23 protein-coding genes and 2 pseudogenes are annotated in these 23,861 nt (G+C 60.9%); 8 read left to right on the forward strand and 17 right to left on the reverse strand.

What is annotated here, in order from left to right:
• Positions 1–141 precede the first annotated feature (141 nt).
• From AB3X94_RS29485 to AB3X94_RS29500, 4 genes are all read right to left on the reverse strand, one after another.
• Positions 142–1,197, reverse strand: coding sequence for an AI-2E family transporter (locus AB3X94_RS29485; protein ID WP_368613445.1), 1,056 nt, complete (start codon positions 1,195–1,197; stop codon positions 142–144).
• Between the two features lie 788 nt (positions 1,198–1,985).
• Positions 1,986–2,321, reverse strand: a complete 336-nt coding sequence (locus AB3X94_RS29490; RefSeq protein WP_176120329.1) for an NIPSNAP family protein — start codon at positions 2,319–2,321, stop codon at positions 1,986–1,988.
• Entirely contained in the window at positions 2,315–4,024 is a 1,710-nt protein-coding gene (locus AB3X94_RS29495) for an FAD-dependent oxidoreductase (protein WP_368613446.1), read from the reverse strand. Before AB3X94_RS29495 ends, AB3X94_RS29490 begins: the two co-directional genes overlap by 7 nt.
• A gap of 21 nt (positions 4,025–4,045) precedes the next feature.
• The gene (locus AB3X94_RS29500; protein WP_176106316.1) at positions 4,046–4,879 is read right to left on the reverse strand and encodes an SDR family NAD(P)-dependent oxidoreductase; all 834 of its coding nucleotides are present in this window, start codon (positions 4,877–4,879) and stop codon (positions 4,046–4,048) included.
• A gap of 111 nt (positions 4,880–4,990) precedes the next feature.
• On the opposite strand from AB3X94_RS29500, the gene AB3X94_RS29505 reads away from it, so the two are divergent.
• Positions 4,991–5,896 (forward strand): helix-turn-helix domain-containing protein, encoded by a 906-nt coding sequence (locus tag AB3X94_RS29505; protein ID WP_018437509.1) that lies wholly within the window; start codon positions 4,991–4,993, stop codon positions 5,894–5,896.
• Here the strand turns inward: AB3X94_RS29505 and benC are convergent.
• Positions 5,893–8,466 carry a benzoate 1,2-dioxygenase electron transfer component BenC gene (gene benC, locus AB3X94_RS29510; RefSeq protein ID WP_368613447.1) on the reverse strand — a complete coding sequence of 858 codons (2,574 nt, stop codon included), beginning with the start codon at positions 8,464–8,466 and terminating at the stop codon, positions 5,893–5,895. The genes AB3X94_RS29505 and benC overlap by 4 nt on opposite strands.
• A gap of 192 nt (positions 8,467–8,658) precedes the next feature.
• Positions 8,659–9,144 (reverse strand): SgcJ/EcaC family oxidoreductase, encoded by a 486-nt coding sequence (locus tag AB3X94_RS29515; RefSeq protein ID WP_176106318.1) that lies wholly within the window; start codon positions 9,142–9,144, stop codon positions 8,659–8,661.
• Between the two features lie 210 nt (positions 9,145–9,354).
• On the opposite strand from AB3X94_RS29515, the gene AB3X94_RS29520 reads away from it, so the two are divergent.
• Both AB3X94_RS29520 and AB3X94_RS29525 read left to right on the forward strand, forming a co-directional pair.
• Entirely contained in the window at positions 9,355–10,296 is a 942-nt protein-coding gene (locus AB3X94_RS29520) for a cation diffusion facilitator family transporter (RefSeq protein ID WP_368613448.1), read from the forward strand.
• Between the two features lie 131 nt (positions 10,297–10,427).
• Positions 10,428–10,739, forward strand: a complete 312-nt coding sequence (locus tag AB3X94_RS29525; protein WP_176106320.1) for a hypothetical protein — start codon at positions 10,428–10,430, stop codon at positions 10,737–10,739.
• Between the two features lie 45 nt (positions 10,740–10,784).
• On the opposite strand, the gene AB3X94_RS29530 is transcribed toward AB3X94_RS29525, so the two are convergent.
• The 3 genes and pseudogenes from AB3X94_RS29530 to AB3X94_RS29540 all read right to left on the reverse strand — a co-directional run.
• Positions 10,785–11,456, reverse strand: coding sequence for a SagB/ThcOx family dehydrogenase (locus tag AB3X94_RS29530; RefSeq protein WP_176379455.1), 672 nt, complete (start codon positions 11,454–11,456; stop codon positions 10,785–10,787).
• Between the two features lie 86 nt (positions 11,457–11,542).
• Positions 11,543–11,707: pseudogene (locus tag AB3X94_RS29535) on the reverse strand (MFS transporter); the annotation flags it as partial.
• A pseudogene (locus AB3X94_RS29540) lies at positions 11,707–11,935 on the reverse strand (nitrate reductase); the annotation flags it as partial. The pseudogenes AB3X94_RS29535 and AB3X94_RS29540, both read right to left, overlap by 1 nt.
• Positions 11,936–12,183: 248 nt before the next feature.
• On the opposite strand from AB3X94_RS29540, the gene AB3X94_RS29545 reads away from it, so the two are divergent.
• The 5 genes from AB3X94_RS29545 to AB3X94_RS29565 all read left to right on the forward strand — a co-directional run bounded on the left by AB3X94_RS29545 (position 12,184) and on the right by AB3X94_RS29565 (position 17,503).
• Positions 12,184–13,017 (forward strand): class II glutamine amidotransferase, encoded by an 834-nt coding sequence (locus tag AB3X94_RS29545; RefSeq protein ID WP_176106322.1) that lies wholly within the window; start codon positions 12,184–12,186, stop codon positions 13,015–13,017.
• A gap of 96 nt (positions 13,018–13,113) precedes the next feature.
• Positions 13,114–13,725, forward strand: a complete 612-nt coding sequence (locus tag AB3X94_RS29550; protein ID WP_368613449.1) for a response regulator receiver protein — start codon at positions 13,114–13,116, stop codon at positions 13,723–13,725.
• A gap of 167 nt (positions 13,726–13,892) precedes the next feature.
• Positions 13,893–15,185, forward strand: a complete 1,293-nt coding sequence (locus AB3X94_RS29555) for an NRAMP family divalent metal transporter (RefSeq protein ID WP_176106323.1) — start codon at positions 13,893–13,895, stop codon at positions 15,183–15,185.
• Positions 15,186–15,399: 214 nt separating this feature from the next.
• Positions 15,400–16,761, forward strand: coding sequence for a metallophosphoesterase (locus AB3X94_RS29560; protein ID WP_176106324.1), 1,362 nt, complete (start codon positions 15,400–15,402; stop codon positions 16,759–16,761).
• 148 nt (positions 16,762–16,909) lie between these two features.
• The gene (locus AB3X94_RS29565) at positions 16,910–17,503 is read left to right on the forward strand and encodes an EAL domain-containing protein (protein ID WP_368613450.1); all 594 of its coding nucleotides are present in this window, start codon (positions 16,910–16,912) and stop codon (positions 17,501–17,503) included.
• Here AB3X94_RS29565 and AB3X94_RS29570 read toward each other — a convergent pair.
• The 8 genes from AB3X94_RS29570 to AB3X94_RS29605 form a co-directional block, all read right to left on the reverse strand.
• Positions 17,484–18,395: a LysR family transcriptional regulator gene (locus tag AB3X94_RS29570; RefSeq protein ID WP_176106325.1), complete on the reverse strand. Its 912-nt coding sequence runs from the start codon at positions 18,393–18,395 to the stop codon at positions 17,484–17,486. The two genes, AB3X94_RS29565 and AB3X94_RS29570, sit on opposite strands and share 20 nt — an antisense overlap.
• Before the next feature lie 97 nt (positions 18,396–18,492).
• Entirely contained in the window at positions 18,493–19,326 is an 834-nt protein-coding gene (gene aroE / locus AB3X94_RS29575; RefSeq protein WP_368613451.1) for a shikimate dehydrogenase, read from the reverse strand.
• The gene (locus tag AB3X94_RS29580; protein ID WP_368613452.1) at positions 19,326–20,546 is read right to left on the reverse strand and encodes a CaiB/BaiF CoA transferase family protein; all 1,221 of its coding nucleotides are present in this window, start codon (positions 20,544–20,546) and stop codon (positions 19,326–19,328) included. Before AB3X94_RS29580 ends, aroE begins: the two co-directional genes overlap by 1 nt.
• Complete coding sequence (locus AB3X94_RS29585) at positions 20,546–21,007, reverse strand: MaoC family dehydratase (RefSeq protein ID WP_176120311.1); 462 nt, start codon at positions 21,005–21,007, stop codon at positions 20,546–20,548. Before AB3X94_RS29585 ends, AB3X94_RS29580 begins: the two co-directional genes overlap by 1 nt.
• A gap of 3 nt (positions 21,008–21,010) precedes the next feature.
• Positions 21,011–21,403: a VOC family protein gene (locus tag AB3X94_RS29590; RefSeq protein ID WP_184225044.1), complete on the reverse strand. Its 393-nt coding sequence runs from the start codon at positions 21,401–21,403 to the stop codon at positions 21,011–21,013.
• Positions 21,400–22,350, reverse strand: coding sequence for a ketopantoate reductase family protein (locus AB3X94_RS29595; protein WP_368613453.1), 951 nt, complete (start codon positions 22,348–22,350; stop codon positions 21,400–21,402). The genes AB3X94_RS29590 and AB3X94_RS29595 overlap by 4 nt, the downstream gene beginning before the upstream one ends.
• A 135-nt stretch (positions 22,351–22,485) precedes the next feature.
• Positions 22,486–22,806 carry a DUF4148 domain-containing protein gene (locus tag AB3X94_RS29600; protein ID WP_176106331.1) on the reverse strand — a complete coding sequence of 107 codons (321 nt, stop codon included), beginning with the start codon at positions 22,804–22,806 and terminating at the stop codon, positions 22,486–22,488.
• A 131-nt stretch (positions 22,807–22,937) separates the two neighbouring features.
• Positions 22,938–23,693: a hypothetical protein gene (locus AB3X94_RS29605; protein ID WP_368613454.1), complete on the reverse strand. Its 756-nt coding sequence runs from the start codon at positions 23,691–23,693 to the stop codon at positions 22,938–22,940.
• Between the last annotated feature and the right edge of the window lie 168 nt (positions 23,694–23,861).

Raw genomic sequence — 23,861 nt, forward strand, 5'->3', positions numbered from 1 at the left:
CGAGGCGTTCCGCCTGCCTGCAGCGCGTATTAGATGTGTCGATTCTGTCGGGACGCGTCCATAAGGGAGGCTGCTCGCGCACCCACACTCCGGTTGCCTTGCCGAAACGCGCCGTCCAGGGGGCGCGTGGCCACTGCTTGGTCACGCCTGGTAATGCGCACTTGTCAGATAACGGCGACGCAGTTCTCGCAAAGCGGAAGCAAAGACGGCGCTCGCAGGCAGCGCAAGCAGAACACCGAAGAAACCGAAAAGCTTCCCAAAAGCCAATAAAGAGAAAATGACCGCCAGCGGATGCAAACCGATCCGCTCGCCGACGAGCCGCGGCGTAAGAATAGCGCTTTCGAGAATCTGCCCGACTCCATACACGGTAATCACCGCACCGAGGCCATACCAGTCGTGAAATTGCAGCAATGCAGCCAGCAGCGCCATCGTCAGCGCCGTCGCGAATCCGACATAGGGGATGAAAACGGCAAACGCCGTCAAAAGACCGATGGGCAGCGCGATGGCCAGTCCAGCGAGCGACAGTGCAACCGGGTAAAACGCTGCGAGTATCGCGACGACAAGCAGTTGCCCCCGCAGATACTGTGACATCATGTGATCGATCTCTGCGACGAAGTCGCGCGTCCTTCCTAGCCAGCGCCGCGGCACGAAGCTTTCCAGGCGCGCGAAAGCCTCATGCCTGTCGTAGAGCAGATAAAAGAGCACGAGTGGCACCAGCACTACATTTCCCACGACGGTGATCATTACATTGCCGCTTGTGCCAAGGTACCGCCAAACGGTGAGAGCAGCGCCCTGCTCGCTTTCGATCAGATGTGCCGCGACCCAATCACGGACACTCGCCAGATCAAGCGAGTAGGTGATTCCCAGCCATGCGAGCCGCGGTTTGAGAATGACCTCGAGCTTCGCCGCAAGCGATGGAACCTGTCTTGCGAATTCAGGCACTTCCTCCTGGATGACCAGGAATGCAAGCAAAGCGACCGACGCGATCACCAACGCGAATAGAGAAATCATCAGAAGCGCAGCAAGTCCTCTTGGCGTGCGATGACGTGCAAGCCATTCGACGCCTGGCTGCAGGATGTACGCGATCATTGCCCCGAGAAGAAACGGCGTCAGCACGGCGCGCAGGCTCCAGAGAAGAATGCCGGCCGACAAGGCGACGGCTCCCCAAATGAGCGATTGGCGATGGTAGTTGGTCATGGGTGCACCCTTCGGCTCTTCAATCACATGGTTGTTACGATCGCACGCAGCGGCCTCAGGGACCGGTGTCCGCGCATCATGGTGCACGGCACACGGCGGTGTGAACCATGCGATCAATGGTCGGGAGCAATGAGAGGGCAAGACGATAGGACGCCTGATCGAACCCTACTGGATTCACGCTCTGGACGTTGCGTGATTCGCTTCGAACGACCACTCGACTGATGCCGTTGTATCGTGCACCTGGAGTGCCGGTGGGGCACTTCCAACGCAAACCAACCTGACTAAGTGATATTATTATCACTTATGCTATTGAAGTCAATATCGAAACTATCCGGTGTCTCGCCGATGCACGTGGAATTACACGCGTGCGTCGCTCATGCACCCGAGCATCAACGGCTGCGAATACCGTTTGTCCATCGATTCACGCCGAACGGAAACCGCAACGCAATTGAAGTCACCGAGGGACGAACGCGACGCGCCACCGTTTTTCCTTGCCGTCTCCGTGTACGGTCACCCAACCTATAAGGATGTTCACCGCTATGCGACCGCAGATCGAACGTGCACACCACGCGCTTCGCACCTGTTGGCACCGCCGAACACTTCGGAGGTCAACTGCTTACCGACGAGTTTTCTCCGGGGTTTTATGGCGCTCGGATAAGGCAGCGTTTTTTGTCAATAACGGTCAGTGGAACCTGCACTTCACCAAAGTTATACCGGGACCCAGCCTGGACTCGTCCATTAATAAGTCATATACCTTATCGCTTCACTAGGCCCCAGCTGCAATGCTGTTATTTTGCGACGCCGGACATCGATGCAGCGCGAATAAGCTGGGTCGTTTGCGCGGTAATCAGATGGCCCGACGCCGCCAGATACCTGGGGAAGTCCGGGTGTGTGTCACGGGCTCGACAACGGCGCTCGTAGTCGGCCAGATCCTCATAGCCCCACAAATGGGTGAACTGATTCTGTGGCCCAACCATCGAGGTCCAGAAACCCAAAGGATGGCCCAGCGTTTCGAGCAGAATCGGCATGGCCAATCGATTGAACACCTCCAGAAACTCCGGCATCTTGCGAAGTGCGATCGTGTACGTACGGTGATCGACTAGCGGCTTTGCGAGATTTACCATGCGCCCTTCCCATTCACCTTGTCTGCAATCGTGTTGCCCGTGACGTAGCCAAACGTCATGTTCGGACCGTGGGTAATACCAGCGCCCGGATAAGCACCGCCCATCATTGACTTGCGGTCGTTGCCCACTGCGTACAGACCTTCGATCTGCGAACCATCCTTACGCAGCACTTCGCCCGTGACCGCAGTTTCGATGCCGTCGAACGTACCGAGGTCGCCCATCAGCACCTTGACCGCGTAGAACGGACCGTTTTGGACCGGTGCGACACACGGATTCGGCTTGTTTTCCGGGTCAGCCAGATAGCGGTTGAACGCCGTCGTGCCGCGGCCGTATTGCATATCCTGGCCGACGACCGCGCCCTTGTTGTATTCAGCGACCGTCTTTTCCAGCGTGTCCGCGGTGATACCACACTGTTTCGCCAGATCCCGCAGGGTCTTGCCCTTGATCAGGTAGCCCTTCTTGATCAGACCACCGGTCGGCATCGGTGCAGGCTTGACGTAGCCCAGACCGTATTTCGCCAGCGCATCCTTGTCGCAGATGAGCCACATCGCGGTTTCACGCTTGCCTTCGCATGCACGCATCAGTGCTGCACCAACGTCGTGGTACGAATTTGATTCGTTGGTGAAGCGCTTGCCATTGGACAGCACACCGATAATGCCAGGCTTGTAGCGGTCCAGCAGGTGCGGGAACACGCCGGTACGACCACCACTGAGCGGCACCTTCGACACCGGCATCCATGCGCTGGCGTCGGCATAGCCCATACCCAGTGCCGCACCAGCCTTCTCGGCCATGTTGACGCCGTCACCGGTATTGCTTTCCGGCGTCGGGCTCAAGTGGGTGCCCCCATTCTTGACGTGCGGGTAGACTTGGGCCAGTCGCTTGGGGTCGTGAGGGAAGCCGCCTGCTGCGAGCACGACACCGTGCTTTGCCACGATCTGGACTTCACCGTCCGAGCCCACAGCGTGCACGCCCGTGACCTTGCCATTTTCGGTCAGCAAACCACGAACCGGCGTCGAGGTCATGATCGGAATACCGAGCTTCAGCGCCGAGGCCGCGAGCCGTGCGGCCAGCGCATTACCACTCGTGACGTTGATGCCGCGACGATAGAGCGTCAGTTCCTTGACGTGTGTGGCCAGACGCTTTGCCACGTAGCAGAATGACTTGAAGCTCTTCGTTGCCTGAAAGAAATGCTTGAGGTCGGCATTGCTCGAATTGAACATCATGCCGATGAACGTGATCGTTTCGAGCGGCGGCTTCAGACGATTCATGTCCTTGCCGAGGCCACGAATGTCGTACGGTGCGGCCAAAATCGAGCGGCCGATATCCTGTCCACCTGGCTTATGCGGGTTGTAATCGGGATACATCGTGGGTACGAACTTCGTCTCGGTTTCCTTCTCGAAGAAGTCCACCATCTTCGCGCCGTTCTCGATAAAGCACGAGACAGCAGCGTCGTCGTAATTCTTGCCCGCTTCTTCCTGCAGGTACTGCTTGACCTTCGCTACCGAGTCTGCCTGATTCTGCTTACGGCCATAGTGTGAGAGCGGAATCCAGAGAACGCCGCCTGACAGTGCGGTTGTGCCACCGAACACTGCTTCCTTTTCCACGACCACAACATTGAGGCCGCGCTTCTTTGCAGTGATTGCCGTAGCAAGTCCGGCTGCACCGGAACCAACGACCACCAAATCGCAAGTTATCTTCGTCATGTCTGACTTCCTTGTTGTTGATTACTTTGCAGGCACTGCGTTGAAACCAGGACGTGGAACCTGGTCCATGAGCATGCAGTTCAGACCGCCATCGGTGAGAATCTCTGCGCCGTTGACGTAGGCCGCGAGGTCCGAGGCTAGGAACAGTGCGGGTCCTGCCAGATCTTCCGGTTCACCGATACGACGCGAGGCCACGACTTGCGCACGACGCTCTTCGAAACCCGGCTCTTCATAGAACTTGGCCGACAGTGCAGTACGGATCATGCCCGGGAGCACGCAGTTCGAGCGCACACCACGGGGGCCCCACTCTGCCGCCAGTTGACGCGAGAGCAGGAGCACACCTGCCTTACCCGGCGAATACGAGCCGCTATTCGTTTGCGGGTTGAGCGCTGCGATCGAAGCCACGTGAACGATGCTGCCCTTGCCTGCGGCCAGCATATCCTTGCCGAACGAACGAGCGCACAGCAGATAGCCCGTCAGGTTCACGGACAGTGAGAGATTCCAGTCCTCGATCGAAACCGTTTCCAGCGAACCTGCGCGGAGCAAGCCCGCATTGTTGATCAGGGCGTTGACCGGACCCATCGTGGCACGCACATCGTCAGCGGCAGCGGCTACCGACTTCTCATCCGATACGTCGCAAGCGAACGGCAATGCAACCAGACCCTCATCACGCAGCGACAAGGCTACGGCCTTCGCACCTTCGAAGTTTTTATCCACGAGAGCAACGTGGGCCCCCACGCGCGCGAACGCCTGTGCGATGCCGGCACCGATACCCGAGCCTGCGCCCGTCACGACAACGATCTTGCCATTCAGGTGCAGCCCAGGCTGCACCGGATTCTGGATTTCTTGACTCATATGGATACCCAACTTTTTGGAAAGGTTACTTCTATAGAGAATCGCTCCGCCATTTGACACGCAGGCCAACTATGTGACAATGGAGAAACCACTCAAATAACAGGACAAACTGTGCAACAGGAGCAAAATGCGATTTCGAACTTCGTGCTCTACGGAGCGGAGAGCAATGCCCCTCATGACGATATGGTTCATTACGAGCCGATCTCACTACGTGCCAGTCTTTTTGACTTCGAAATCAAGCCTCACGTCCACCGTGCCCTCATCCAGGTTCTATACATCACCCACGGTGGTGGAGAGACCTCGATTGACGGCAGGACCTGGACATTTCAGGCCCCCTGCCTCATCGCGGTCCCTGCCCAATCGGTGCATAACTTCCACTTCGCGAACGACATTGAGGGACACGTTGTTACGGCGGCTCAGCCAGCACTCGAATCCGTGATCATGGCCTTGGCCCCAGATCTACTGGAATTCGTTCGAACTCCGGCAGTTCTGTCGGGAATACTCAACCTTGACAAGGGCACCCCGCTAGAGACCGTTTTTCAATCGATCCGACAAGAGACGCTGGTAGACGCGCGTTGGCAGCTCGCTGCGGGTGCTGCACGGATGATCGCTTTATTCGTTAAGGTCGGACGTCTTAGCGAAAGTGCGAAACTGGCTGCGAATCCCGAGCAACGAACACTGGCCGACAGAATTGAAAAATTCCGCGCCCTACTCGACAAGCACTGTCGGGAACGTCGGGCAGTCGGTGAGTACGCCAAAGACATGGGCGTAACCACGGGCCAACTTTCCCGAATCTGCCATGCTGCATTTGGTACTTCAGCGATCGAGGCTATCGACGCACGTTCTATCCATGAAGCCAAACGACTACTCGGCTATTCAACGATGAGCGTGAAGCAAATCGCCAACGAACTAGGATTCCAGGATGAAGCCTACTTCGGCCGTTTCTTCCGCAAACAAGTGGGAGAACGGCCAACCGAGTATCGTTCTACTGCCCAGGAGCGATTCCTGCTGGGTTAGCGCCCCGTGAGCTTGACAAACAGGTGCTCCGGACCCGAGTTCGTCAAGTTGTTGCCACGCACGTACTTGATTTCCTTCGTGGCATCGAGCGAGATCGAACCCACTTTCTGTGCCAGCGCACGCACCGACAGCAGCGTCTCCAGCTTCGCCAGCGGCATACCCAGGCATTTGTGCATCCCGTTTCCGAAGCCCATGTGTGCTTCGTTATCGCGGTCGATGTTGAACGTCTCACCGTCCGGGAACTTGCGCGAGTCACGGTTGGCCGAGGACAGCAGCAGTCGGATGATCGAACCTTTCGGGATGTGAACGCCGGCGACCGTCGTATCAGCGGTCGTCACGCGGGACACGCGTTGAACGGTGCCACGATAGCGTGCCGTCTCTTCCACGAACTTCTCGCAGTCGTCCATGTTGGCGCGCAGTCGTTCGAGGTGGTGCGGCTGCTCGGCCATCATACGGAACGCGTTGGCCACCAGGATCGTCGTCGTGTCGTGACCGGCGATGAACACGAACGAGCACAGCTCCTTTGCCTCTTTCTCGCTGAGCAGCCCGTCCTTCCACATGCGCGCAATGTGCGCGCCAATCGACTGGCTGTCCGTGTCCATGAGCTTCAGCATTTGGACGCGGAGGTATTCCCAAAAATCGTTAGCACTCTGCTCATCGGTACCGGTGCCCAGCGCGTTACGTGCAATACGTCCGAAGTACGAGAAGGTTTCGTCCGACCAGAACTTCATCTTCTCTTCGTCTTCTGCCGGAACATCCAGCATGGCCGAAATCGTGCGAATCGACAGCGGAATCGAGAAGTCCTGAACCACGTCGCCACCGCCCGTGGCGATCATCGCATCCAGCAGTTCGTTGGCACGTGCGGTCACCGCTTCAACAAACGGATCGATTGCCAGCGGCGTAAACGACGGTTGCAGAATCGTGCGCAGACGCGAGTGTGCTTCACCGTCGAACAGCGTGAGGAACGTGAGCGGCACCGGCTTCACCACTTCCGACGAGAACAGCTTCGTGTTACGGACGGCCTTGAACACGTCTTCGTAACGCGAGAGGAACCAGACGTCGGACGTCGTGGACTGGCAGCGCAGAACCGGTGCGTTTTCACGCATCCACTCGTAGTGTGCGTAGGGGTCGCCCTGCGAACCGTCGTCAACGACCTTGAACGGCTCCATACCCTCGGGCCACTTCAATTCATGCGAGTATGGGGGGAGCGCGGTCGCCGGCGCCTGGTCGATCATCGCGTGGAACGGGCAACCACCGGCCTTGGCTTCTTCAGCCAGAGCCGACATAGCCCCGGAATCATGCTTCACGTGCTTGGCCAGCGCCTTCATCACGAAATCGTCTTGTGCGAATTCTGCGTACAGCTTGACCAGTTGATCATCGCCCGTTGCCTGAACCAGCGCCTTCTGTGCCGCAGCGAAGGCCCCGAACTTCTGGATCTGATCTGCGTTCAGGCGACCGAGCAGCAAGCCCAGTTCGAGAGCCCTGGCCGCGTCCGAGGTCGAAACGGGCACATCCACCGCTTGCGATACGACTACAGAAGCCGCAGCCGGAGCAGCAGCTTGTGCAGGCGCTGCCGTAGCGAATTTTTCATAATGGAAACTCGTGGGATTCACGTTCTGGTCCTTGAGATACTTGCTTACTGCATCGACCATCGCGGGCGGCCCGCACAGGTAGATGTCGACTTCGCCGTCATTGAGGTGAGCGGCCTCGATGTGATCGGTGACCCAACCCTTACGCGGGTGAGCACTCGTCTTGTCCGCGATGACCGTTGCGTACGTGAAACCGGGGATCTGCTTTGCGTATCTTTCGAGTTGATCAACGCACACCAGATCGTTGTCCGTATTCACGCCCAGAATCAGGTGAATCGGATACTTGCTGCCGCCGCTCTTCAGGACCTCGTCAAGCATCGACAGGAACGGTGCGAGCCCCGTGCCACCGGCCAGCATCAGAACCGGACGCCCGATTTCACGCAGATAGAAACCGCCGTATGGACCCTTGAACTCGATCGCAGCACCGACCTTCGCCTTCTCGGCGAGCCACGTGGACATCAGGCCTTGCGGCACATTGCGCACCAGGAACGAGACGTCACGGTCTTGGGTCCCCGAGGAGAATGAGTAGCTGCGGGTCTGATCCGTGCCCGGAACCGTCACGTTCACGTATTGACCGGCCTTGAATTCGAGACCAACTCGGTCTTCGAGTTTGGCGGCGAATGCAATGGTGCTTTCCGAAACGCGCTCGATCGACGTCAGACGGCCTTGGTGCATGCGAGCGCTCTTGCCTGTCGAGCTCGACGCGATCTGGATCACGCAGTCCGACTTCGGGCTCATCTGGCAGGTCAGGACTTTGCGCTGGGCCAGCTCTTCCGCGCTGATGGCTTCATCCGTGCATTCACCCGTCGTGTATTCGCCGGATTCGCATACGGCCTTGCAGGTACCGCACACGCCGTCACGGCAATCGAGGGGAATATTGAGTTTGGCGCGAATCGCGGCGTCGGTAATGCGCTCGCCCTGTTCGCAGTCGATAAGCCGAGTTACGCCGTCTTCAAAATTGAGGGTGATCTGATAGACCATAGTGCGCTCCGTGTGCTGAACCGAACGGTCAGACTGTTTTTAGTAGACGCACTGTAGGGCCAAATTGTCACATGCTCAACGGACAGACCTTCTATTTAGCAGGACAAAACCTGCATCCAGGAAAGGGGGAATATAAGACGAAAAAGCCACCGGAAGGCCGATATGAAGCCCGCAAGCGGCCCCGTCGTCACGCTATGGAGCGGGCCGAATGGGCGTGTTCTGCCCTGCCGCGACCCACCACACTCCGTCCCGGCGCACCAGTACGTAAAGGGCCATCTCGGAGAACGACGCCGCGAGGTCATCGGACGGTTCCGCCACCTGTCCGTCCGGGCCGAGCGCTACGCGCCGAACTTGCGCGACCGCCACGTCCGGAGCCGGCGCAAGAACACCGACGATCTCGAAGCGGGAAGCATTGCCACCCTTTCCGGATCGCTTCAATCGCGCATGGATCGGATGCAGTTCCGCGTAGCCACGAACAGATGCACCGAACGGGCTGCCCCAGATGATGTCCGCGGCAAAGTGGCGGTTCGACAGGTCCGCGTCATGCTGGTCCCAGCCGGCCTGGAGTTCCTCGACGAAGCGCGCGACCGCGTCGCTTGCCTGCCGCGTTGCGGATGCGTCGGCACTCAGTGTCGGCCGGTTCGGTTGATCGCCGGCAGTCGTCGCGTGGGAAATCATGTTGCGTCTCCGTTCGTCAGCTTCCTCAATAGATGTGACAGAGGGTCAATGGGAACGTTCCAGCTCGCACACTGCAACGGACGCGTGATCGGTTGGACTCTCTTGTAGTCGACAGGCGTCTCGCGTCTCGCGTCTCGAGGTCTGCTTTTTGCTGTTCAATCTCCAAGGTCGGGAATCGCCCGTTTTCGATTTGAACAAGGAGATAGGGTCATGAGGGCCGGGTCCGGGCGGCCCATATCATCTGCGCCACGGGCGGTCTACTACGCCCTCGCATCGAATATCGCCGTCGCCGTGTGCAAGTTCGCCGTCGCGTTCTACACCAACTCGGGGTCCGCACTTGCCGAAGCCGTACACTCCAGCGCCGACTGTCTGAACCAGGTTGCGCTGCTCGTCGGTCACCGCGCCGCGCGAGCCGAGCCCGACGAGCAACATCCACTCGGCTTCGGACGCGCGACCTATGTCTACGCAATGCTGGTGGCGATGCAGCTTTTCATCTTCGGCGGCGTTGTGTCGATGGTGATCGGCGGCTTTCGAGCAATCCATCACTCACGGCTCGAACAGCCCTTGCTCGCGATCGGCGTGTTGTGCGTGTCCGGCGTGATCGAGGCAGTCGCTCTCAGAGCCTCCATTCGCACGATCGAGCCGCGGCATCGCGCCGGCGGGCTACTGAACTGGTTCAGGGAAAGCGGCAGGCCGTCCGTGATGCTCTCGGTCAGCGAGGATGCCGCCGCGGTAACGGGCGTGCTCGTCTCCCTCATCGCGATCGGCATTACGGTTCTTACCGGCAATCCGCTTTACGATGCGCTCGGCAGTGTCGGCGTCGGCATCGTGCTGATGGCCACGGCGCTGTTCTCGATGCGCGAGATCCAATCGCTTCTCGTGGGTGAATCGGCGCACCAGCGCATACGCCAGGAGATGCGCGCGTGGCTCGGCGAGCGCCGCGAAGTCCGTCGCATCGTCAGTCTGATCGCCTTGAAGTGGTCGGAGGATCTGGTGGTTGCGATTCAGGCCGAACTCGAACCGCACGACAATGCAAACGAGATGGTGCGCACGATCGACCGCATCGAGCACGAATTGAAGGAGCGCTTTCCAACCGCTCGATGGATATTCTTCGAGCCCGAATTGCGAGAACATGGCCGAGCCCCGCTCTAGCAATGATGCACAGCACCGGCGACACGTGGCGCGCCGCTTGCTTGACATATAGATGCGGGCGAGATGGGGATGGTTTGTTCCCCCAATGAACGGCTCGGTCAGGCCGACCCGGGATACGGCTGAGGGTGGCAATGGATAGCTTGCAGTGTGAGTACGACGATTGTGTGGTGCTGGTTCGGGCACTTCGGAACTGGATTGACCGCCACTGGCCTATCGACCGCGCGCGCGTGAAGGCCGAGATGGGGCAGCTCATCGATATGGTGGAACGGGCCGGACCGCGCGACGCGATGTTTCACGGTCGTCTCGATGCGGCGCGCTCGCTGATCGTGCTCGGGCGCTTGACGGACGCGCTGGACTGTGTCGATACGCTACTGCCGGTCGTGCAACAAAGCGAGTGCAGCCCCAGGCGTTGGCCGATCATCGCCCGACGCTGGAGACCGTAAAACTCGCGAAGGTTTGATCGAACTGATCGTGCCTCTCCGAACGACTCAGGCCGGATAGCCTACCGGGATCAGATAGAGGACGGTCTGGCCGTGAGGCAGCCCGAGCTTGCGCGCCGCCGGAGCCCCGTCGACGGCGCCCACGGGCACGGCGACTAGCCCCAGCGTGACGATCTGCAGCAGCATGTTCTGGGTCGAATGCCCGACCTCGAGATCGGCATACAGATTGGCTCTCCCGCCATATCTCGCGGTGAGCCTGCTGGGGTCGGCGGCCACCACGAGCAAGGCCGGGGCCGCCTCGACCGACGCCTGGTTGACCGCAAGCGCTCGCAGTGCGGGGCGCAGGTCGTGGCTGGCGCGCTTCTCGGCCCGATGGCCTTCCGGCAGATAGTGCATCACCTCCGTGGCGGTCACCACGTAAAGTTCGAGCGCATACAAAGCGCCGGCCGCCGGAGCCGCGCGCTTACCGTCCGAGCTGGTGATGCCCTGCCCCGCCCACATCAATTGGCCGATGACTTCGACGGGCAGCGGCTTCGACGCGAATCGGCGCACGGACCTGCGCTTCGCGATGGCTTCCTCGAGGGACACCGTGCCTGTGAGGTTGGGCTTGGGCAACTCGATCTGATCGGTGAATTTCGCCTGGGCGCCCTGCGCCAGGCTGGTAGAACCCTCGGCGAGCGCGCCTGCGGCCAGCGCAACCAACAGTTCACGGCGTTTCATCGGTCACCTCCATCAGCAAAAAAGCAGGCTGGCTGGCAGAGCCTGCAGCCTGCGCGAATCTCAGTGCTGCGCGTTGGCGAACACGGCTAGGCCACGGAACCCGCGACCGGTGTACGCCGCACTTCCGACAGATAGATCAAGTTCAGCGAAACCCAGACGATCCCGTACAGGAACACGAAGCAGGTGGAACGCACCCTGAAAAAATCCAGCAGGATGCCGAAGATAATCGGCAGCAGGAATCCGCCAAGGCCGTCTGCTGCGTTTCCCACGTGACGATGCCGCCCTTCACATAGATCTTCCATGAGCAGGACCCCATGCAGTTCACTCCATGAGTGGAACGAACTATCTTGTCGTGCTGCCAGCATTTGCGGTAAGCGTCCTCCCATTGCCGGGTCTTCATCTGCGACAGCACCGTGACCATCCGAAAACTGCGGACGGGGGGCCGTAAAGTAACGTAACCTGTCCAGGAAATGGCTCATGTGCGTCCTGCCTCTATCGGATTAGGTCGGCGCGAGGTCGCGAAAGGGATTTGAAACGGACAAACTGCGGATGACGTCCGCTTCGTGCATGGAGGGCTGCCTTGATGCCCGGCACGGACGCACCTTAGCGCGCAACGTCTTTGTCTATGGTGACATGCATCAAGTCTCCCTCAATCGGACTTTGGTCCTACAAACGCCGCCCGTGCGGTGGTGTAGGTTTGTCATGCGCAACCGACAGGAGGCCAATCATGTGCCGCTGGCTCGCTTATACCGGCAATCCGCTTCAGCTCGAAACCGTGCTGTTCAACGCCCGGCATTCGCTGATCGATCAGAGCATGCATTCGCGGCTCGGCGCCACCACCACCAATGGCGACGGCTTCGGGATCGGCTGGTATGGCCATCCCACCGACATTCCGTTTCGCTACCGCTGCATTCAGCCCGCATGGAGCGACCGCAATCTACGCGAGGCCGCCCGGGCGATCCATTCGCCGCTATTCGTTGCTCATATACGCGCGGCGACCGACACGCCGTCGCAGGAAACCAACTGTCATCCGTTCCGCCACGGCCGCTGGCTGTTCGCGCACAACGGGCTGGTGCGCAACTACCCGAAGGTGCGCCGCGATCTGATGGTGCAGATCGACCCCGATCTGTTCCCGTCCATCGAGGGCTCGACCGATTCCGAGGTGCTGTTTTTTCTGGCGCTGACTTTCGGGCTGGAGCTCACGCCCGTCACCGCGCTCGAGCGGATGGTCGGCTTCGTCGAAGCCACCGGCCGCCGGCATGGCGTCGATGAACCGCTGAACATGACCGTGTGCGCGACCGACGGCGAGCAGATCATCGCGGTCCGTTATTCGAGCGAAGGCCAGTCGCGCTCGCTGTTTCACAGCACCTCGTTCCGCCATCTGCGCGAGTTGTATCCCGACGACGAGCGCATCAGGACGGCCGGCGAGAATGCGTTCCTCGTGCTGTCCGAGCCGCTCTCGGACTTGCCGGGCATCTGGCAGGAAATTCCCGAGAGCACGGCGGTGGTCGCACGCGGCGGCGAGATCGAGCAGTATGCGTTCAAGCCGCGAATGGACTGAGCCGCGCCTGGAATTTTGCGCCCTGCCGCCCTATGCTGCGGGAATGAGCAAGGTTTACGGCACAAAACGTGCATACCGGCTCGGGAGAAACGCGGCGTGTCATCTTCGAATCCGGGACCGACGGCAGAAGACAAGCTCGCCTTCTGCGTTGCCTGCACCGCACTGGACCAGGCGACTCGCGATCTGCAACAGTTGAGAAGTAACCCGGCAACATCGCTGAATGCGCTGTCGAAAGCGCAGCGCGACTACGAATTGTCCCGGGTGCAATGGCAGCGCTGTCAGTGGCAACTGCGGGCCGCGACGGCCCACGCAGTGAAGAGACCATCACAATGCATCGGCGCGGTCGTCATCGTTGGGCACGACAAGGCGGTCCGGGATTCTCTGCGGGTTCTGCTCAATGTAAAGGGATATGGGCGCTCCAAAGCGCTCGGTTTCGACCATTGGCATGAAATATGGCTCGAGCCGTCGCGCCAATTGATCATCCTCGACGTTCCCGTCAATTCGATTACGACAGCGTTGTGGTTCGTGGAGAGCTTCGATACAAGCATCGATAAGCCGCACATCATTGCGGTGGCGCGGCCGGAAGACGCGGTCAGTTTCGCTGGCAAGGTCGATGCCGTCGTTGCCAAGCCCATCGTGCTCGAAGAATTGCTTTACGCAATCGACTTGATCCAGTTGCAGACGAAGGCTCCAGCGCATCATGGGTGACGGTGTCCGTCGGCACGGCCCAAGGTTCGTTCCTCCCCTATAGAAGCTCGCATTCCGCGCACTTTCACCGAAGCCGCGCTTCGCATCTGCTTGCCGAAGCCGCGCAACGCCGCCCCGAACACCCCGGGCCCGCAATTTGCTAAATGTGGCGGCGAGGTGACATATATATGAACGACGATAAACTGATCGAGCCGGAATCCGCCGTACGCGACCCCGTCGAGCGATCCTGGATCAGACGCCTGGGCCCCGGCCTGATCACGGGCGCGGCCGACGACGATCCATCCGGCATCGGCACTTATTCGCAGGCCGGCGCGCAGTTCGGGTTCAACCTTCTGTGGGTGATCCTGATCACGTATCCGTTGATGACCGCAATCCAGCTGGTGAGCGCGCAGATTGGCCGGGTGACCGGCAAGGGCCTCGCGTCGAACATCCGCGCGCATTATCCGGCGTGGCTGCTGTACGGCGCGGTTGCCCTGCTCGTCGTGGCAAACGTGATCAACATCGCCGCAGACCTATCGGCGATGGGCGCCGCGGCCGGACTGCTGCTGCCAGGTCCGCAGCACCTTTATGTCGTCGGCCTCGGGACGTTCTCGGTCATCCTGCAGATTTTTGTCCCATACGATAGCTATGCGCGGATTCTGAAGTGGACCGCCGTATCGCTTCTTGCGTACGTCGCGGTCGCTCTCATCGTGCCGATCCCTTGGGGCGAAGTCGCGCGCGCGATTGTGTTGCCGCGCATCTCGCTGACGTCGGACTATCTGACCATGATCGTCGCGGTGCTGGGTACGACGATCAGTCCGTATCTATTCTTCTGGCAGGCGTCGCAGGAAGTCGAAGAAATGCGCTCGGCACCTGAACAGGCGCCGCTGCGCCGCGTGCCGCACCAGGCGCCGGCGCAGTTGCGAAGAATCCGCTTCGACACGTGGGTCGGCATGGGGGTGTCGAACTTCGTTGCATTTTTCATCATGTTGACTGCGGCGGCTACGCTGCATCTGCACCACATCGAAGTAAAAACCTCGGCCGATGCCGCGCGAGCGCTCGAGCCGTTTGCCGGGCGTTTTGCTTACGTCCTGTTTGCGCTCGGCATCATCGGCACCGGCCTGCTCGCACTGCCGGTTCTAGCCGGCTCGGCGGCCTACGCCGCCGCGGGCAGCTTTCGCTGGCGCAGCAGTCTGGCGTTGCATCTGACGCTCGCGCGCGAATTTTATGCGGTGATCGCACTGGCCATCGTCGGCGGTGTGGCTATCACCTTTATGCATTTCGACCCGATCCGCGCGCTGTACTGGAGCGCGGTGATCAATGGCGTTACCGCGGTGCCGATCATGGTCGTCATGATGCTGATCGCGCGAAGTCGGCGGGTCATGGGACAGTTCGCCGTCAAGGGTGTGCTGGCCTGGGGAGGATGGCTCGCAACGCTCGCGATGGCGCTGGCGGCGGTTGGCGTGTTCGTGCCGTCGTAACCAGACGCGTGTTCACCACGAACCCGGCTTTCGTACGGGAAAACCATGCTTAGCAATTCGCGCCGTACGGGTTGCGCAACGGCAACCGCATCTGAACTTCCTGGTTATACGTTCGTCTGAACGGTGCATCTGGCCATCGACAGTGCCGTCACATGCTGACGGTTTGCCGACAACCGCGTGGCCGCTCCCGATCGACGACCAAGGAGGATTGCACATGCCGAAGAAGCGTTCAGACGAATCGTCACCCTCACGCGGCAACCGCAGCGGCAGGATTCTCGCCGCGCCGGTTTTCTCGCAGCCGCAGCCCACGCCGGACCCGCAAACCTTCGTGGTCAGGCACGCATCCGATACCGCGGCCTACAAGGTCATCGACGAACTGAACCGCGAGCACAAGCTGAAGGCGCTGCCGTTTCCGCCGCCGCGCGGCGGCACCGAGCCCCGGCTGACGTTTGCGGAGGTGGTGAACAACAACCAGCAGCTCATCGATACGATTAGCCAGAGTGGACAGATCGTCTTTCACGCCACCGGCGATTGCGGCAGTACGAAGGGTCCGGCCACCCAGAACGAAGTCGCGGACAAGATGGTCAGCGACTTCGACGAAGCCGATCCCGCCGAGGTGCCGCAATTCAACTTTCTGCTGGGCGACATCGTCTACAGCTTTGGCGAGGCGCAGTACTACTACGATCAGTTCTATGAACCGTACCGCAACTACCATGCGCCGATTCTCGCCGCTGCCGGCAACCACGACGGAATGGTTTCGCCGTTGAAGCATGAGAAAAGCCTGCAGGCGTTTCTGAGGAACTTTTGCTCCGACTGCTTCCAGGTCTCTCCCGACGCGGGCCACCTTTCACGGACCGCGCAAATTCAGCCAGGCGTTTTCTTCACGTTCGAGGCGCCGTTCGTGCGCATCATCGCGTTGTACAGCAATACGCTCGAGGACCCCGGTGTGATCGCGGACCGTGACATCGGCAACAGTCAGCTGAAGTTCCTGAAAGCGGCGTTATTGCGGGTGAAGAAAGAGAACTATCGAGGCGCGCTGCTGTTCGCGCATCACCATCCGCCGTATGTGGCGCGCGGGCGTCACGGCTGGAGCGTGGAAATGCAACAGCAGATCGACACGGTTTGCGATGAGGTCGGTATCTGGCCACATGCGGACCTCGCGGGACACGCGCACAACTATCAGCGCTTTACGCGAACCCGTTCCGATGGCACCCACATCCCTTACATCGTTTGTGGCAACGGGGGTCACGCGGTGCAGCAGCTCACCACCAACGGACAGCCGCCGCTTCGCGCGCCGCAGCTGATCCAGGCCGCGTCGAAAGACACCGATGCGGTCGTCCTTGAAAGCTACGACGACCGCAACTTCGGCTATTTACGGCTCGTCGCCAACGCGAGGCAGTTGCGCATCGAATACCATCCCGCGGTCGACGGACCCAACACGAAAACCCCCGACGATCAGGTGACCATCGATCTGGCCACCCGGCAGGTCGCGCACTATGTCGCTCGCGACTCGGGCATACCCGCTCTTGCCGAGCGCATTCGTCAATTCGCGCGGGTCCAGCCTCGCGAAGACTGACAGGTGCGCAACTCGCCTCGATCCGATGCGATCCGCGGCTCCCGCTGGTTTTCCCGCATTACAGATTCGCGAAGATCTACCGTAATCGTAAAAGTGAGGCGGCTCGCAGCGTTCGAGCCGTCGCTCAACCCGGTAGTCGGAGAACAGCGTGAGATTCAAAGCGGCCTCGTGCCCTACAAAACGGGCCGCCGGCAAAAAAGAGCTGTCGATGTCGGTGAACGTGTCCGCGCGTCAGCTGCGGGATGACTCGCTGGTCGCGATAGTCGACCAGGCGCTGCGAAAACACCGGGTACCGCCGCGCTGCCTGCAGATCGAACTGACCGAAAGCGCGTTGATGGAATACCCCTCACTCGCGCAGGCAACGTTGATGGCGCTCAAGCGCCTGGGCGTGCGCATCGCCATCGACGACTCCGGAACCGGATACTCGAGCCTGCGCTATCTGGCCGATTTTTCGCCGGACATCGTGAAGATCGACCGCTCGTTCACGGCCAGGCTGGGCCGCGACTCGGCGGCCGCGTCGATCGTCCGGGGCATCATCCAGATGTCGCACGAACTCGGCATCAAAGTGACGGCCGAAGGCGTCGAAACGAATCAACAGTGGCATGCGCTGCGCGAGGCAGGCTGCGACTTCGTGCAAGGGTTCTTTTTGACGAAGCCGATGAAGGCGGAGAATCCGGTTCAGTGCGAATACTCTGTGCCCTCGTCAGCAGCAGCCGGGGCAACTAGCTTCTGCTCCCATTGAGAAACAGATCCGCGACGACCGAGCGCAGCCAGCGATTGCCGGCTTCGTGATGGTATTTCGCGTGCCAGTGCTGGCGCACCGCGAACCTGTCCACCGGGAAAGGACACGAATGGACCACGACGTCATTCGCCCGCGCCAGCGTCTCGCCAATGTGGCGGGGCAAGGTAGCAATCAGATCGGTCGACTTGATGATCGATCCTAGTCCGAGGAAGCCGGGCAATTCGAGCACGACGTCGCGTTCGATGTTCTCGCGCAATAACGCCTGTTCGAGCAGTTGCCCGCCCGTGCCAGCCGCAATGACGACATGCCCCTCGCTGCGGTATTGCTTCAGACTCAGCCGCGCACGCACGCGAGGATGATTGCGGTTGGCAAGGCATACCCAGTCCTGCATATAAAGCTGTTGCTGGTACATACCGCCCCCCAGCCAGGGCACATGCCCGATCGCAAGATCCGCCTCGCCGGATTCGAGCGCCCGCTCCGTATTGCCGTCGATCCTTGCCGCTTCGAGCCGAACGCCTGGCGCCTGCGCCCGCAAATGCGCCAACATTCGCGGCAGCAGCGTAATGTGGCTCGCGTCAGTCATGCAGATTCGAAACCGTCGTTTGGCCGTGGCGGGATCGAAAGATATCTCCCACGCAGCGAACCGGCGCAGCGACTCGAGAATTTCCCTGCACGGTCCGATCAACGCGTCAGCCTGCGGAGTGGGCGTCATACCGCCCGGCGTGCGAACGAATAACGGGTCCTGCAAATGCTCGCGCAAGCGACCCAACCAGATGCTGACCGTCGGCTGACTTTGCCCGAGTTGCTCAGCGGCGCGCGTGACACTTCGCACGTCGTAAAGCAGGTCGAAAAGCTGAAGCAGCTTGAGGTCCGGAAGCTCAGTGGTACTCATGGCGGTATTGTCATTTGCAATATCGCCATTGTATCCATTGCGCTATGCCCCATGAACGGGCGTCCGTGAGCTGGGCCTCCTCGCCCCACCGCATGCATTAAATGAGCGAAACGGTCAGCCGGTCGATGATCGCTTGCGTCTGCGGTCGAACGCCGCGCCACCACTCGAACGCTTCGGCAGCCTGCTCGACGAGCATGCCGACGCCGTCGGCGATGCCCTGCACGCCCGCATTTCGCGCGAGCCGCAGGAACGGCGTGAGCCCCTTTCCATACGCGAGTTCGTACGCGGTTCCTGCTCGGCTGAACACGTCCGGGGGAACCGCAGGCAACTGACCGGTCAGGCTCGCCGATGTTGCGTTCACGACGAGGTCGAACTGCCCCATCCCGTCGAGTTCCCGGTAGCCGCATGCGATCAATGGGCGGCTGCTCGCGACTTGCGCGACCAACGCCTCGGCCTTGCGCACATCCCGATTCACGACGACCAGTTGCGCCGGACGCGCCGCGATGAACGGCAGCAACGCGCCACGCACCGCTCCGCCCGCACCCAGCACGAGCACGCGCTTGCCCGCCATCGGCTGAGCGAGGTTCACTTCGATATCGCGCACGAGACCGACGCCGTCGAAGTTCTCGGCAACGATCCGGCCGTTTTCGAACTTCAGCGCGTTCGCGGCGCCGGCGAGCGTGGCCCGTTCGCTGCGCTCGTCGGCAATCGCGAACGCCTGCAGCTTGAACGGCGCGGTGACGTTCATGCCTCTGCCGCCCGCGGCGATGAACGTCTTGACGGTCTCGGCGAAAGCGTCGGCGGGCTCGATCGGACCTTCGATCGCCGAGTAGCTGATGTCCTGTCCGGTCGCCTGCGCAAACAGACCGTGAATCAGCGGAGATTTCGTGTGGCCGATCGGATTGCCGATCACCGCGTATTGGTCGCTCATCACGCACTCCCCTTCGAAAACAGCACGCCCTGGGTCTGCATCGCGTCGATTTCCGCGGCGCTGAAGCCCAACGACTGCGCGACTTCCGCGTTGTGCTGACCGAGATCCGGGCCGACTTCGCGGATCGACGTGTCGCAGTCAGAGAAGCGGAACGGCAGGTTAGGCAGGCGCAGCTTTCCGAAGCGCGGATGGTCCTGCTCGATCACCATGCCACGCGCGACGATCTGCGGATCGTTGACCACTTCATCGATGCGCTGCACTTTTGCGCAAGGCACGTCGACGCCATCGAGCAGCGCCAGCACGCCGGCGACCGGCCGCGCCGCAACCCACGGCTTCACGACCGCGAGGATTTCGTCGCGATGGGCGTTGCGTCCGTTCAGGCTGTGGAACCTCGCATCGGTGCCGAAGCCGGCCGGACCGCCGTGCTGTTCGACGAGCGAAGCAAACCGCTTCCACGCATCGTCGACCTGCGCGGCGATCACGAGATCGCCGTCGGCCGCGCGGAACACGCCGTACAGCGTCGACGTCGGCATGTCGTGCCCCGTCTGCTCGGGCAGCACGCCTTGCATCGTGTAGCACTGCACCGCGTATTCGTGCATCGACACCAGCGTGTCGTACAACGCCATGTCGATATGCTGGCCGCGACCGCTCTTCACGCGGCCGAGCAAGGCGGCGTTGATCGCGGCGACCGCGTGAATGCCCGTGTACATATCGCCGAGCGAAATTCGCATCAGCGGCGGCGGTTCGCCGGGATTGCCGACCATCTGCATGATGCCGCTCTTCGCCTCGGCGATCAGACCGAAGCCCGCGCGATGCGCGTCGGGCCCGGTGTGACCGTACGCCGAAATCGAGCAGTACACGAGACCCGGATTGCGTTCGGACAATGCGGCATAGCCGAGGCCCAGCTTGTCGAGCGCACCCGGCCGATAGTTCTCGATGAACACATCGGCCGAATCGCACAGACGCCGCATGAACTCCTTGCCGCGCGGGTCTTTCATGTCGACGCTGACGCCGCGCTTGCCCATGTTCAATTGCAGGAAGTAGGCGCTTTGCTGGTCGTCGAGGATGGTCGCGTGCTGCCGGCCGGCATCGCCGCTGCCGGGACGCTCCACCTTGATCACTTCGGCGCCGAGCGCCGCGAGGCAGCGGCCCACGTACGGACCGGCAAGAAAGTGGCTGTAGTCGACGACGCGAATACCTTCGAGGGGGCGGGCTTGCATCAGTTCGCTCCCGGACGACGCGGCACCATCAGCCGATGTTCGCCGCGCTGGACGACCTGGCCGTCCTGATTGATCAGCTCGGACGGCAGCACGACGATGCCCCAGTCCGGACGGCTGTTGCTCGCGCGCATGTTGCCGACGCGGAACTTGACGTGAAGCACGTCGTTGACCTTGATCGGCAGCAGGAAATCCCACGTCCAGCCGAGCGACATGCCTGGCAGGAAGCGATAGTCGCTCTGCGTCTTCAGGCCATCCGCGATCGACAGGCCGAACAGCCCGTGCGCGACGATCGAACCGAAGTGGCTCGCGTTCGCATATTCCTCGTCGACATGCACGGGAGTGTGATCGCCGGTCAGATCGGCGTAAGCGAGAATGCGTTCTTTGGTGACGGTATAGGTCGGGCTCACGCACTCGTCGCCTTCGTTCGCGTCGTCCCAGTACTTTTCGATGATCGTGCTCATGCTTTACGCCTCCGCGCGTGGATTGATCGCCAGCGCCTGCGCAACGCACGTGGCGGGTTTGGCCTGAATCAGTTCGACCGCGAGTCCATCCGGCAGGCGCAGCCAGTTGCGCCCTTGCGGCATTTCACTGACGCCGAACGCTTGCGCCGCGGCGAGCGAAGCCTCGAGGTCCTCGCACATCACGCCGAGATGCGCGAGCCGGCCCTCGGGACCTTCGTAGCGCGGATCACTGATGAACTGCAGTCCGCCGAGCGTCCAGTACTGACGCGGCTCGTCGCGCGTGCCATCCACCTCGCGCATGGTCATGCCGAAGACCTGTTCGAAGAAGCGGATATGCCAGTGGATGTCCGTCACCCAGATGGCGACGTGCTCCAGATAGGCTTTCGCGCCGCTCATGCCGTCGCTCCTTCTCGCTGACGGTCGGTCATCGCGCGCTCGATGCCCTTGATGCACGCGACCAGCGTCGAATTGACCGGCGTCGGCACGCCGAGGCGCTCGCCCCAGCGCACGACCGCTCCGTTGATGAAGTCGATTTCCGTGACCGAGCCTTTTTCGAGGCTCTGCAGCATCGAGGTCTTGAACGCGGGCGAGAGTCCTTCGGCCGCGAGCGTCCAGGCTTGTTCCGCTTTCGTGATCGAAAGACGGATGCCGGCGGCCTTCGCGGCTGCCATCGCTTCTTCGATCGCCGCCAACGCGGAGGCTTTCAGAACGGGCTCCTCGTACAGTTGCCCATACGTCAGACCGGTGATGCCGGTGATCGCGCCCGTCGCGACGTTGATCAGCAACTTGTCCCACATGGTGCCGAGGATGTTGTCGCTGATCGTGGTCGTCAGACCCGCACTGTTGAACGCGTCGGCGATGGCGCGGACCCGGTCGGTGACCCGGCCATCGAGCTCGCCGACGATGGTCAGCTTTCCGTTCACGCCCGACTGGATGTGCCCGGGCGCCTTCAGCACGCCGCCCACATAGGTCTTGCCCGCCAGCACGCGCTCCCGGCCGACGATTTCGCCGAGCACGTCTTCATGGCCGAGGCCGTTTTGCAGCGACAACACGAGCGTGTCGGGTCCGACGAGATCGAGCGCGCCGCGCATTGCCGAATCGGTGTGGAAGGACTTGACCAGCACGATGACGAGGTCCACCGGCCCGACTTCGGCGGGGTTCATCGTCGCGCGGACTTTTACGCGGCGTGAGCCGTTGGCGTCGTCGACTAGCAGGCCGTCGCGGCGCATGGCCTCGACGTGCGCCGCGAAGCGGTCGACCAGACACGTCTGATGGCCGCCTTCAGTCAGCGCGGAGCCGATCGCGCAACCCAACGCGCCGGCTCCCAGGAATGCGATCTTCATAGATGTCTCCGTGATTTAGAGACGAAGATACGATTCCTATCTCATGCTGGCAATGCAATGAACGCAATAGGGTCATTGCAAATTTTAATGTTACGGTACGCCAGCGGAGGTGGATCAACGTTCCAGTCTTTCCCCTCAATGCGTGCGGACCGTCTGACCGCTCTGTCCCGCGTTCATCGCCGCGGCTCTGTCCGCTCGATGCATCGCGGCCACCTTCGCTTCCGCGGCCTGAATATCGGCGGGATACGAACCATCATCGCCCATCGACGGGTTGTATCCCGCCGCTTCCAGCTCCTCGAGTTCGTGCATGACCTCCGCGCGCGTGAGTTGATGCGGCTCGGGCTCCGATACAGTTTGCGCCTCCGCGCTTGTGCAGCCCGCCATCATCATCGCACCGGCGAACACGCAGCTCAGTAGCGAGTAAACCGCGTATTGACTCAACGATTCCGATTTCATGATGTGCTCCTTTTGACCTGAGGATGTATTCGTGCATCCGTATTCACTTCGGACCGTCTCGTCAGATCGTGAGTGTTACGCGATGCACATCAGGTAGACGGAGTTTTCTCGTTGGATATTCCCGGTCCTTTCTAAATAGAACTACCACGCAATCTTCGACGCTCGATCCCATTGCGCAATTGACCTGCGACGAACGCGCCGACGATCAGAGCCAGATACAAGGCCACGAGATCGTGACGCCATGTGTTCAGTGCAAGCTGATGCGCAATTAGTTTTGGATCGGGAGTTGGAAGGACTGCCCGCTTCGCTTCGACGGCTCGCATCATCCTGACAAAGCCTGCCGCGGACAACAATGGCAGCACGATGACCCATGTCAACAGCACAGGCTTCATGCGAAGCGCCCATCGCATGTGACGCAAGCGAAACCATAGTCCGAGGCATCCGTGTATCCATCCGGGCGCGAGCAGCGCAAGCTGCAAACCCTGCGTACCGGTCGTCAGCAACTGGATCACGACACGCTCGTAGTCCGGTTCGAAGCCATAGAGCGTGGACGCGAGCCGGGTCGTCACCGCATGACGGATCAGCAGCAGCGGCAGGCTAAGGCCTGCCCATAGACGCACCCACTCCGCCAGAGGCAACGCCCAGTGACGGCGCGCATAAATCGTTCGCATCGCCAGCACGAAATGCAGCGCAGCCGCTCCGTATAACGCGATCGTTCCGGGCGCGCTGCGCCAGAGCCGCAGCGCCAGAACCAGACCGCGTCCGGCGAGTTCGAGCGACCAGATTCCAAGTGCGTGATTGAGCAGATGGAGAAAGAGATAGACCAGCAACACCACGCCGGAGCCGAGTTGCAATCGCCGCAGAGCGGCTTGCATCCGCAACGTCATGCGAACGTCCCGTTGATGCCGTATGTCACGTGCGGGGCAAACGCCGCCTCGTCGATCAGGTTCATTTGATCACCCATCCGATGTCAGTCTTACCTGCAAGACCATCGAGATGCGGTGCTTATTCCCGATTCGATTCGCCGCATCATCGCCCCATCACGCGTTGCGCGC

Source organism: Paraburkholderia sp. BR10923 (assembly GCF_040948765.1).
GTDB lineage: Bacteria > Pseudomonadota > Gammaproteobacteria > Burkholderiales > Burkholderiaceae > Paraburkholderia > Paraburkholderia youngii.